Source organism: Bacillus sp. MUM 13 (assembly GCF_001866725.1).
Lineage (GTDB): Bacteria > Bacillota > Bacilli > Bacillales > DSM-1321 > Peribacillus.
Genome location: NZ_MLYQ01000002.1, coordinates 17,432 through 29,587, shown reverse-complemented (window position 1 = coordinate 29,587; position 12,156 = coordinate 17,432). Strand labels below are relative to the sequence as shown.

The following is a 12,156-nucleotide window of genomic DNA, read 5'->3' as shown; positions in this document are numbered from 1 at the left end:
TTGATATCAGCTATTATCGCTACCCTTCTTAAGGCTGGTCCATATACAAATGGGATGTATTCAAAAAATCAAACAAGACATTTACTAAATCTTCTTACCTCTGATTCAATCGAAATACACTTTATGAGAGAAACAAGTACTTTATCATCAAAAATTGCATTTATACTAAAATAATTCTCTTCTGTCATCTTTCAGTAAAGTTCAATCAATTGGAATATTTTTGAATTATCTCTGCTGCCTCAAATAATAAATGATAAAATATATCTACCAGACTCCTAATGAGGTGACACCAACTTGATTATTTACGAAGCAACAAAAACCGAATTTATTTCTGATGTTACGAATGAACTCCTCGTAGAACGTCTTTATGAGTCATACCAGCGAAAAATAGGCAGGACTACTAAAAGTGAAATCAACTCTTGGGAGAATTCACTCCAACGCATGTCAAATGTTATGCAGGATAAGGAGATACCTGATGATACATCGGTGGCAATAGAATTTAAGATTCCGAATACTTCTAAACGAGTAGATTTCTTAGTGGCGGGGCACGATGGCGTTCAGGATCATGTTGTAATTGTTGAATTAAAGCAATGGTCGGAGGTTGAGAAGGTAACATCCAAAGATGCTCTTGTATCTACCTATCTTGGGGGAAGTAAGCGGATTGTAACGCATCCTTCATATCAAGCATGGTCATATGCAGCTTTGATTCAAGACTTTAATCAAAACGTTCAGGATCAGCAAATTGTCTTAAAACCATGTGCCTATTTACATAATTATCGAAAGTCAGAAGATGATCCTTTGACGGATTCTCACTATGCAGAACATCTAGCCAAAGCACCTGTTTTTGCAAAAGGAGAAATACAAAGACTTAGAGATTTTATAAAAAAATACGTTCGCTACGGTGACCGCAACCAATTGATTTATCAAATCGAGCACGGCAAGATCCGCCCGTCCAAGTCATTACAAGACTCACTTGTAAGCTTGCTGAAAGGCAATCAGGAGTTTGTGCTGATTGATGAACAAAAAGTTTTTTATGAAGATGCCTATCATTTAGCGTTGGAGAGTATTAAACATAACCAGAAGAGAGTTATGGTAATCGAGGGTGGGCCGGGAACCGGAAAATCGGTGATGGCTGTGAATCTTCTTGTTAATCTTATCAATCAGGGTTTAATGGCACTGTATGTATCCAAGAACTCAGCTCCGCGTAATGTTTATGCTTCTAAACTGAAAGGGACAATCAAGAAAACACAGATAGATAACCTGTTTAAAGGATCAGGCAGCTTTTATGAATCCGAAAAAAATGAATTTGATTTGCTCATAATCGATGAGGCACATCGTTTGAATGAAAAATCAGGACTATTCAGCAATTTAGGCGAAAACCAAATAAAAGAAGTGATACATTCATCTAAATTTACTATTTTCTTTATTGATGAAAATCAAAAAGTCACATTAAAAGACATTGGGAGCATTGATGTAATAAAAAGATATGCAAAAGAGTTAGATGCTGAACTGATTGAAGGCAAACTCGTTTCACAATTTCGCTGTGATGGATCTGATGCGTATATTGCCTGGTTGGATGACGTGCTTCAAATCAGGGAAACTGCGAATGCAAACGACCTTGGCATGGATTATGATTTCAGGGTATACGATGACCCAAATGAAATGCTAAAGGAAATTGAGGAGCTGAATAAGAAAAACAACAAATCACGTATTCTTGCAGGTTACTGCTGGGAATGGCCGAAAAACGGCAGGACTAATACCCTCCATAAAGACATCGCAATCCCGGAGCATAATTTTAAAATCAGCTGGAATCTCTCTGACAGCATCTGGGCAATCGAACAGGATTCTGTTTCTGAAGCAGGCTGCATCCATACATCTCAAGGACTTGAATTTGACTACGTAGGCGTCATCATCGGACCTGACCTTGCCTATCAGGATGGCGGGGTCATTACAGACTATACAAAACGAGCTAAAACGGATCAATCTCTTAAGGGAATTAAAACTATGGCAAAAGAAAACCCTGAAAAAGCTCAATCTCTGGCGGACCAAATTATACGGAATACCTACCGGACGCTTATGACAAGAGGACAGAAGGGATGCTTTATCTTTTGTACATATCCAGAATTAAACGAGTATTTCAGAGAACGGTTAAACAAATCTTTTGTATATGAAGATTTGTCACCTAGGCAGGCAATGGTGGTCGCGGAGAATCAGAGTAAGTATTAATGAAAACTTCGAAAAGGATGAACAATATGAATGAAATAAAGCAACTAATAGACTCGATCAATGAATTTCGAGATGCAAGAGGATGGAAACCATATCATAACCCAAAAGACCTTGCTATATCCCTCTCAATTGAGGCTGCTGAACTTTTGGAAGATTTTCAATGGAGGAGCAGCGAAGAAGCTCTGGATCAAAACATTGAAAACATCAAAGAAGAAATCGCTGATGTATTTATCTATGGACTAATGCTTTGCAGCGAATTAGATCTGGATGTTGAGACTATCATTAAAGATAAGATTAAAAAGAATGCGTTGAAGTATCCAATCTCTAATACAAATGGCAGAAATCAGGAATAGATATTATTTTTATTTCTCTAATAGAATCTTTTAGAGAAATTCATGAATAGAACTTCTGCTGTTTATAATATGAGGAAGCACGAGACCCGTTCTCGCGCTTCCATTATTCTACTAAGGTTTACCGTTATTTTATAATACGGTTCACAGCACCTATTCAAACTGAGATTTTTAAAAACTGTCAGCCTTTTAATTCACTTCTGCGCTAAATCGACGCTGATGAAGAAGCAGCAGCTTGATCAGCCTTTACACAATCAATGGCAACAACAAGTGCAATAATTATGGTTTCCAGTTCTTCATCTATAATTTGAACTTTGTAACTATCTCCCCAAGTGAACCACTCTTTGCTCACTTCGCCTGCAAGTTTACCATGATGAAAAACTTGAAAATCCATATCCCACCAATTACCATGTACTTCAATGCCTTCCGCATCAATTGAATAACGTGCTTTTAAGAAGGAAAATTCCTTCTTTATAGTAATTACATCCCGCCCATTCACATCAACGAAAAACTTTGGTAAAAAGCTGAACATCTTTTTTGTAATGAGTGCTACTTCGTCTCTTTCTGTATTCATAATGGAGAAAGTCTTTGGAACTTTCATAAAACTACCCTCCACGTAATATATATCCTTCTCCTGCTGATCCTTTACTGTAAATTTCCCGCTAAGACTGAATACCTTCTGCTTAATATAAAGCTGCCTCATACTCATGCCTCCCAAGCTTACGTCTTTTACAATATTTACGTTTGAAATGAGCATTTGTTTCATAATTATTCATAAAATTCTAAATAAAAACTCATTAAAAAGCGGCTAAAAAGAGCTCAGGATAAAAAAATCCTTTACTATTTGCATACAATGTCAGCAAATCAACTAACAGGGTGTGGTCTTCTAACCTGGAATAGCAAGAAGAGGGCTTACCCATTTAGGTTAAGCCCTCTTCTATTTGTTTAGCTATTAATTTCGGTCTACTTGTAATCATTTATTGGCCCAGAATCCATTAAAACTTCTACCATATTGGAAGCACCCATCCTAAGTTTTGGCCTGAATTCAGAGTTCGGGGCACTATACAGCTCCAATGGAGTGATTGCAATGCCATCTTGCGTATTATGAAGAATGCCTGGCACACAGGTATAGATTCTATCATTGTTATTTGCATTTTTGGAGGATATCGTAACGGAGGTGCCTTTGTGGTTATCTATACTCATGGACACTTTGTATCTGTAAAAGGAACCTGTTCCATTTGACTGAGCAGAGTACACCACAGGAACAACGGCGAGAATATCATTATTTAGCCTTAATTTAATGGTCTCTGTCTTCATCGACTTATTATCTCTTCCCACATCTCCCATATGCTCAACCGCACCGTTGCCATAGGTTCTGAGGGGAGGAGTTCCTTGTGCCCCAAACATAGCAACATCTATCTGCTTGCCGTTCTTTGTATAAACTAAAGCATATATATCGTAATCGGTACCCGTCTTCCACGATACCGTAGCCGTAATTTCGGGCGTTTTTTCAATGATCACCGATTTTTGCCCTTTGTCTAGACTGATTTTACCTTTCACCTTTTCTAGGCTGATTGAAGGAAGCATGTTTTTGTTTTCAGGAACTGCTGCAGCGGGAGCCTTGGACGGCTGCTGCAGAATAGTGTTAGGTTCAGAAGGCTTGTTTTGCTCATCTTCAACCTCAACACCAAAATGGTTACATAATCCATCAAGCCCAGAATCAAATCCGCGCCAAATGGACTTCGCCTTTGTCTGGCCATTTCTTACATATACCTCTAACGCAACAATCCCATTTTCATTTTTAAAACTGGATGGAACAAAATCGATAACAGTTCCCTCTGAACTTATTTGTGCCTTTAAGTTTTTTACATTAGCAAAGCCCGTGCTATTATCCTCCGTAAGAGTTATAGCTATTTTGGCAATACCTTGTGGAGCTTTACTCATGTCAAAATGAATCTTATGTACTTTTGTATGGCCTATTTCCTCCGTTGGCATAAGTGCCGCTACACCAGAGATAGTCGTTGGCTGATTATAAAAGATAACCCCGCTGTCTCCCTGTACCTTTTCTGAATCTGTTAAAAGAAAAGCGGTTAAGGAAATATCTATTAAATCAGACTTATCATAGCTGACAGTAACCGTACCTTTAGAGGAGCTTAACGGTGTATTCGCTCCCATCTGAAGCAATTGGTTCATTTTACCCTCTCCCTATTCACCGATCCCTTAACCTGCTGATGGATCTCCATGTTTTTTACATATTATTTTTGAATTTAATCATACCATTATGTTCCTTCCCCCTCAATTCTGCTTTTTGAACGTCTTTCAAACCATGTATCCACACTGTATCTGTATCAAAAGTATTAGAGAAACTTCACTCCTTTTGAGGACGAAATTACAAATATTACATCATAAAATAAAGTCAGGAAGAAAAACGTAAAGGGAGTTGTTGATATATGAATTTTCGTAATAAAGTTGTGATGATTACTGGTGCATCAAAAGGTTTGGGAAATGCGTTAGCTATCGCGTTTGCAAAAGGAGGTGCCAAATTGGCTATTTGTGCACGTAACCCTGAAGCAATTACTGCGGTTCAAAAAGAACTTGAACAGTTTGGCTCACCTGTAATAGCGATACCAGCCGATGTCTCCCTCACACGAGACGTTGAAAAATTTGTATCTATTACAGAGGAAACGTTTGGCCAAATTGATGTGCTCATTAACAATGCCTCCATTCTTGGCCCTAGCCCGATGCCCTATCTGCTGGATTATCCAGAACAAGACTTTACAGAGGTATTAAAAGTGAACACGCTCATTCCATTCCTAGTTAGCAAACGCGTTCTCCCAGGAATGCTTCAGCGTAACGAAGGGTCGATTATTAATGTAACTTCTGAAGCAGGGCACACCGGATATGCCGGATGGGGGGCATACGGGTTATCCAAATTTGCTGTCGAAGGTCTGACACAAACGTGGGCTGACGAAGTGAGCCATACAAACGTCAGAATTAACATGGTTGATCCAGGTGAGATGGATACGGAGATGCACGCACTCGCTATCCCAGATGCAGATTATGAATTAGCCGATCCCGCGGATATTGTTGCTGTATTTTTATACCTAGCATCAGAGGCTTCAAGCCAAATAAATGGGCAGCGTTTCATGGCACAAAACTTTCAAAAGGGAAGTGACTCTCATGACTTCTAACACTTCTATTAATTTCTATCTTCCTGATGAACTTAACGCTACAGCACCACCAGAACGCAGAGGCATACGTCGGGACCACGTTAAACTGATGGTGCTTGACAGAAATACAGGACAGGTTCGACATGATGTTTTTTATAGTTTAGAAGATTATCTCAAGCCAGGAGATGTTATTGTACTAAATGATAGCCGAACGCTGCCAGCCATCTTAATTGCAAGTCACCACAGACTGAACAATACGCTCACTAATCAAACAGAAATTCGCCTTGCACGAAGGGTTCATGATGATATTTGGGATGTTCTGGCAGTCACCGATCAATTAAAAGCAGGGGACACCTTTCACTTTTCTAACACGCTTTTTGCAACAGTTATAGACATTCCTTGTAATGGTCCAATTTCAAGACTTAGATTTTCCAAAAAAGGGACCTCTCTATTAGAAGACATTTATTCACTAGGTGAACCAGTACGTTATGAATATATCAATACCCCTTGGGAACTTGAATATTATCAAACAGTCTTTGCCAGTAAACCCGGTTCAGTTGAGATGCCTTCTGCTGGACGGCCGTTTAGTTGGCAGCAATTCATGAAGCTTCAAAAAAAAGGCATCAAGTTAGCGTTCCTGCAACTTCACACCGGATTAAGCTATTTTCTCGACGATAAATGGGAACACGATCCCACTGAAAATCATGAAGAATACAAAGTTCCAATAAAAACAATGAATGATATTCAGCAGGCCAAGGCAAGTGGACATAAAGTCATTGCAGTCGGTACAACTGTAGTAAGGGCACTAGAAACAGCCGTTCAGATGGGGCAACTTTCAGGCTGGACAAATTTATATGTCACAAAGGACTATCATCTCCAGATTGTCGATGCCATTATAACTGGACTTCACGAGCCCAAAGCGAGTCACCTTGATATGCTTTGCGCCTTTGTGTCAGCTGAACATTTATATAATGCCTATGAACTTGCCATCAAAGAGCAATATTTGTGGCATGAGTTTGGTGATATGAACTTAATCATATAGGAGGTAGGACATGTACCTGCATCATATCGCAATTGGAGTGACAGACATTGAAGCATCCCTAGACTTCTACCAGCGCATACTCGGGTTTACATTTTCCCGGACTGTTCAATTCCGAGGTTCAGATATTCCTTTTTTAGAGCTTAATGGATGTACGCTTGAGCTCATTTTGGTGAAAGAAGTCACCAAGGATTTAGGTGAACATCATTTTTGTTTCGAAGTACCCCATCTTAAAGAAACGATTAGGAGACTGCTAGCAGAGGACATTCCCCTATTAGAGGGGCCATATCAACTAGAGAATCTACAAACAGTTTTTTTTCAAGGACCAAGCGGAGAAGTCATTGAGTTTTTACAAAGGGCCTAGCAGAAAAAAGGGCACATCCTTGTGCTGTTTTTATCCTCGAAAAGTTATAATAGCAGTACCTTATTTTTTTACGGAAAGGAGGGGGTGTTTTGACCATTCGAAGGATAGATAAAGAGATTCATATTTTAAAAGAAATTGCAGAACTATTAAATGAGGGTACAGATATAATTCCTGTCTTACAGGAGGTTCTTAAAAAATTACTTGATGTTACTGGACTCAAAGTTGGCTGGGTATTTCTAATTGACGATAATGGCATGCATCGGCTCGCAGCCCATCAGTCCCTTCCACCCGCACTTGCTAATGAACAAGACCGCATCATGTGCCAAGGGAACTGTTGGTGTGTGGACCGTTATAACAGAAAGACTTTAACAAAGGCAACCAATATCATTGAATGTGCACGGATTGAGGAAGCCATTGAGAATAACATCGGCAGCCATCTAGGCATTACCCATCATGCGACAGTACCGCTCCGGGCGGGTGATGAACGATTTGGACTGCTTAATGTAGGATCGCCGCACAAGACTCATTTTGAAGCCTCAGAGTTAGATTTACTGGAATCCGTAGCCTATCAAATTGGTACAGCACTCAAGCGAATTACCTTAACACAGCGCGAGCAGGAACATGCGTTACTCGCCGAACGCAACCGCTTAGCAAGGGACTTGCATGATTCGGTCAACCAACTATTATTTTCCCTTTCACTCACGGCACGAGCAGGAAAGGAACTGTCAGAAGAAAAACAAATCAACCAAACCTTTTCCCATATCCAAAAACTTGCTCAGGAGGCTCTAGGGGAAATGCGCGCTCTCATCTGGCAGCTGCGGCCGCGGGGTCTTGAGTGCGGCTTGATCAGTACTCTTACAGGCTATGCTGAATTACTTGGATTAACAATGAATACGACGGTTACCGGTATAACCAGTCTGCCAGGAAAAATAGAAGAGGCTCTACTGCGAATTGGCCAAGAAGCACTTTCCAATTGCAAAAAACATGCGCAAGTCAATCACGTAGAGGTCAATCTCCACACCACTTCACGACTAGTGACCTTGACGATTACGGACAACGGTTGCGGATTTTCATATTCCAAAGACTCCAGCCTACCATCTCTGGGGCTCAGAACTATGCGCGAGAGAACGGAAGACTTACAAGGTCAGTTTTCGGTAAAGTCAGTACAAGGGAAAGGAACATCCATCAATATCAAAATCCCATTATAAAGGAGGCTCGTTATGATCAAAGTACTTATCGCAGATGACCATCATATGGTCCGCAAAGGCCTTGCCTTTTTTCTCAGTACACAAACCGACATGGCTATTGTTGGGGAAGCCAGTGATGGGAAAGAAGTGGTGCAGCTTGCTAAACAGTTGCAGCCTGATCTTATTTTAATGGACCTCGTCATGCCTGGAATGGATGGAATTGAAGCAACAAAGCAGATCAAGAAATTATATCCCCCTATAAAAATTATGATGTTGACCAGCTTTTCCGACCAGGATCATGTTATACCGGCACTTGAGGCAGGAGCAAATGGGTATCAGCTAAAGGATATCGAGCCTGATGAACTCGCTCAGTGTATTCGTAAGATATACAACGGATCCAACGAGTTAGACCCTAAAGCCACATCACACTTATTAACTCGCTTATCTAATCCGAAACAGAATATTAATGAATTAACAAAACGTGAATTGGAAGTCCTAAGAGAAATTGCGACTGGAAAAAGTAATAAAGAAATTGCGGATGCACTAGTCATCACTGAACGCACAGTCAAAACACACGTCTCTAATATACTCTCAAAATTAGAACTCGCTGACCGCACACAAGCTGCACTTTTTGCTGTAAAGCATAAATTAGTGGATTAGGAATAACATGAATATAATAAAATAATAATTGGAGGTAAGGTGATGAATAAATTACGAGGATATGCAGCATAAGTAATTAAAAAAATGATCTATAAAGGTGAATCGATTTTCGAAATTGGTGGACAGAGATACTTTTTATCTATTCCAGACAAGATAAACAAAAATCTCTTGCCTAGTTTATACTTTTATTCCCATAATCTGGAGTTTTTTCAATTTTAACAAAAAAACGCCTCTATTTATGATACGGTTCACCGTAGTTATTTAAGAGGCAAAAAAACAGACAGGATAAGTATTTCCTGTCCGTTTTAGTTTATAAAATGCGGAATTTAAATAACGGTAATTCTAGGTTATTAACTAATCTAATAAAATGGTAAACAATTATAACTTTTGAACTGAGTATTAACGATAGTATGATTCAATGCTTGCGGACGATGAGCCAATAATTGCAGAAAGGAAAGGAACTATTGATTAAACCATGGTATACCACTTATCCCATTTTTCTAGAAATGCAATCTTGTTCAAATTGTCCACCAATGTGTAACGTCAAAAGAATGCGGATTAAACCGAAGAATCTTTTACAATTATACCCGATTTGAGAGTACCGTTTTCTATTGTAGAGTATCGTTATAATATTTAACAAAGAGCCCTTATATAAACTACAGATTGCACGAACGCGAAATAAGGTCGACATTAAACTACATATAGGTCCAGATTGTTGAATAACACTTTAGTATGTCATAGATGGGGTGCTTTTAAATCCCCATCTCTTGTATTAAACTCTTAAAAGTATTATAAGCAGGTTTCGGAGAATAATCATCACGAATAATCCCGTATTGATGGAAAAGGTCATCTTTGGAGCTATCTGCATCCCGAAGTCCGAAAAGCTCATAATGGGAAATATTTAGTTCGATTCGCAAATTATAGATTGTCCGTATTACTGTTTCAAGAACAGCTGATTGACGTTCATAAGATCTTTCTATATTGGAAACAGGATTTTTTCCTGTGGGCCATCCGTTTTCAGTAACTCGAATAGGGACTGAAGTAGGTATGCCTACTGTAGTAAGATTTCTCCTTAGATTGAGAAGCGTATGTTCAACAGAAGCAGGTATTTCATTTAAATCGAGTGGATGGTCTTCAAATACGTCCACGTAAAAATTATGGCCGACAAAATCAACAGATTCAATAAATATAGAACTCCCAGATTTAGCTAGGTTTTCCCAATAATGTGGAACCGATGCAGGGCCTTCCGGAACCGAACCAAAACCAATCTTTAACGGTAGATTAAGCAATTGGGCTTCTTTTTTTGCTGCAATTACTCCTTCTACTAGGGCTTGCATTATATATGATTTCGAACCTTCCATAAATGATAAATTAGGTTCGTTTGTAATTTGAAGAGAAGCTAAATGAGAGCCGTACTTGTTAATGACTTTTCGAATAAAACCTAGCCAATTATCGAGTTCTATTTCTGGTTCCTGACTATTTGTCCAATCCCCGCACCCTATAGTTAAGTCTCCTAATAAATTAGATTCAAGATAGCATTCAGCATTTGCTAACATTTTTGATTCCCATTCCTTTGTATAAATGAGATAGGTTCTTGGAAACAGCTTTTTTGAATCACCCCGCAGTTCCTGTAAAGCTGTTTGAATTTTTTTGTAGTCATCAGCAGGACCTGTAGTCAAACCAAAAGGAGTACCTGCTACGCTTAGTGGGTAAATCCCAAATGTTAATCCGGTTGAAATCATATAGTTCATCCTTCCTATTAAATAAAAATCACTCATACCACTATTCTGCCTGATCTATTTTCTCTTGTTTCTTTCTGGTAATAGACCATCGGGACCCGATATTAATCAATACAATAATGGTAAGTAATAATTAATTATGCTTTTCATTTTCAAGTTTCATCGGAAAATTTGCCCCATCAAAAACCTCCTGAATTGCATTATTTACTAATTTATTTAAGATTGGTCTTTAAAGTTTTTTTGGTTTAGTATTACCATAATTACTGAGGATACAACGGCACCAGTAATTAAGCATTTGTACATATCCTTAAGTATTAATCACATTACCATCCCCATTATTACACCAATACTTATTATCGAAACTCGTTCCCTTTGGTTCATTTTTTAATCCTCCATCTTCTTTAGTAATACATTCACCTTATGAAGAGAGAAGGCTAAATCTAGTTTCTCTTCGTTACTTATTTTGGTTAAATTTTCAATAAATCTTTGATATATTTCCGTCCACCTTTTATTTTCTAATTCCCTCCCTTTTGATGTTAATGAAACTAACACTGCACGTTTATCTTTAATATCAGGCTCCTTGACTAAATAACCTTGAGCTTCTAAATCACTAATAATATTTGTCAGTTGTTGCTTAGTGATATTTAAACCAATACTTATATCTTTTATATTCAACGGTTTTTGTTGCATATACAAAAACTCTATTACATGATTCTGCGTATGTGTTAACTCGGATGAATCCTTGTTTAACTCACTAAAGCTATTAAATAAATTTGGTATCAAAGCAATATATTCTTTAGCAATTTTATCGTCCATCAACAATCACCACTTCATTGAGTATAGTAATGTTTTTATTACTAATTTGTAATTTAGTCAAGATTTACTATAGAAAAAGTAAATTTTTTTTTACTATTTTACCAAATATAATTAACAGTTGCCAGCAAACTTAAGTTGTGTTTATTCAAGAAATGGACTCTTTAATGGAGCAATGAAAAAAGCCTAATTTCTTCGGATTAAATTGAGAAATTAGGCTTCTTTATATTATTATTACCTTAATGAAAGAGCTTAAAATAACGAACATAACCATCGAAGGGTCTAGTTTCGATGGCATTGCCATGTTTTGGTCCGGTTCTGCCAAAGAGAGGATAATCTAATCATCGCAGCTGTAGTCTCAATATCTCCGCGGTTCCAATTTTTTAAAATTTTTCCGATTAGAGTAACTGTTTTCCTTTTATTGATCTGGCTTTTCTTTGTTAGTTCCAAACAAGTTTTTTGAGCCGGAGTAAATGATGGTAAATCATCACTGGTAAGCTGTGAACTTTTGGAATTAAATTTTGATTAAGAATACTAATTCGGAAAAGAGAATAATTTCTAGAATACTCTCTCTATGTTTAATGATTGAATTAGTCTTCCTAACAACT

11 protein-coding genes are annotated in these 12,156 nt (G+C 38.1%); 7 read left to right on the top strand and 4 right to left on the bottom strand.

What is annotated here, in order from left to right; genetic code table 11:
- Window positions 1-294 precede the first annotated feature (294 nt).
- Entirely contained in the window at window positions 295-2,226 is a 1,932-nt protein-coding gene (locus BIV59_RS01125) for a DUF2075 domain-containing protein (protein ID WP_071349594.1), read from the top strand.
- 26 nt (window positions 2,227-2,252) lie between these two features.
- Window positions 2,253-2,579, top strand: coding sequence for a nucleotide pyrophosphohydrolase (locus tag BIV59_RS01120; RefSeq protein WP_071349593.1), 327 nt, complete (start codon window positions 2,253-2,255; stop codon window positions 2,577-2,579).
- Between the two features lie 202 nt (window positions 2,580-2,781).
- On the opposite strand, the gene BIV59_RS01115 is transcribed toward BIV59_RS01120, so the two are convergent.
- Window positions 2,782-3,279, bottom strand: a complete 498-nt coding sequence (locus BIV59_RS01115; protein ID WP_071349592.1) for an LURP-one-related/scramblase family protein — start codon at window positions 3,277-3,279, stop codon at window positions 2,782-2,784.
- 260 nt (window positions 3,280-3,539) lie between these two features.
- The gene (locus tag BIV59_RS01110; protein WP_071349591.1) at window positions 3,540-4,769 is read right to left on the bottom strand and encodes a TerD family protein; all 1,230 of its coding nucleotides are present in this window, start codon (window positions 4,767-4,769) and stop codon (window positions 3,540-3,542) included.
- A 257-nt stretch (window positions 4,770-5,026) separates the two neighbouring features.
- On the opposite strand from BIV59_RS01110, the gene BIV59_RS01105 reads away from it, so the two are divergent.
- From BIV59_RS01105 to BIV59_RS01085, 5 genes are all read left to right on the top strand, one after another.
- The gene (locus BIV59_RS01105; protein WP_071349590.1) at window positions 5,027-5,767 is read left to right on the top strand and encodes an SDR family NAD(P)-dependent oxidoreductase; all 741 of its coding nucleotides are present in this window, start codon (window positions 5,027-5,029) and stop codon (window positions 5,765-5,767) included.
- A complete protein-coding gene (locus tag BIV59_RS01100; RefSeq protein ID WP_071349589.1) occupies window positions 5,757-6,788 on the top strand; it encodes an S-adenosylmethionine:tRNA ribosyltransferase-isomerase in 1,032 nt (343 codons plus the stop codon). The genes BIV59_RS01105 and BIV59_RS01100 overlap by 11 nt, the downstream gene beginning before the upstream one ends.
- Window positions 6,789-6,798: 10 nt before the next feature.
- Window positions 6,799-7,149 carry a VOC family protein gene (locus BIV59_RS01095; RefSeq protein WP_071349588.1) on the top strand — a complete coding sequence of 117 codons (351 nt, stop codon included), beginning with the start codon at window positions 6,799-6,801 and terminating at the stop codon, window positions 7,147-7,149.
- Between the two features lie 89 nt (window positions 7,150-7,238).
- Window positions 7,239-8,357: a GAF domain-containing sensor histidine kinase gene (locus tag BIV59_RS01090; RefSeq protein WP_139194281.1), complete on the top strand. Its 1,119-nt coding sequence runs from the start codon at window positions 7,239-7,241 to the stop codon at window positions 8,355-8,357.
- Between the two features lie 12 nt (window positions 8,358-8,369).
- Entirely contained in the window at window positions 8,370-8,996 is a 627-nt protein-coding gene (locus BIV59_RS01085; RefSeq protein WP_071349587.1) for a response regulator, read from the top strand.
- Between the two features lie 752 nt (window positions 8,997-9,748).
- On the opposite strand, the gene BIV59_RS01080 is transcribed toward BIV59_RS01085, so the two are convergent.
- On the bottom strand, window positions 9,749-10,738 hold the full coding sequence (locus BIV59_RS01080; protein ID WP_071349586.1) for a hypothetical protein: 990 nt from the start codon (window positions 10,736-10,738) through the stop codon (window positions 9,749-9,751).
- A gap of 381 nt (window positions 10,739-11,119) precedes the next feature.
- Entirely contained in the window at window positions 11,120-11,551 is a 432-nt protein-coding gene (locus BIV59_RS01075) for a MarR family winged helix-turn-helix transcriptional regulator (protein ID WP_071349585.1), read from the bottom strand.
- Between the last annotated feature and the right edge of the window lie 605 nt (window positions 11,552-12,156).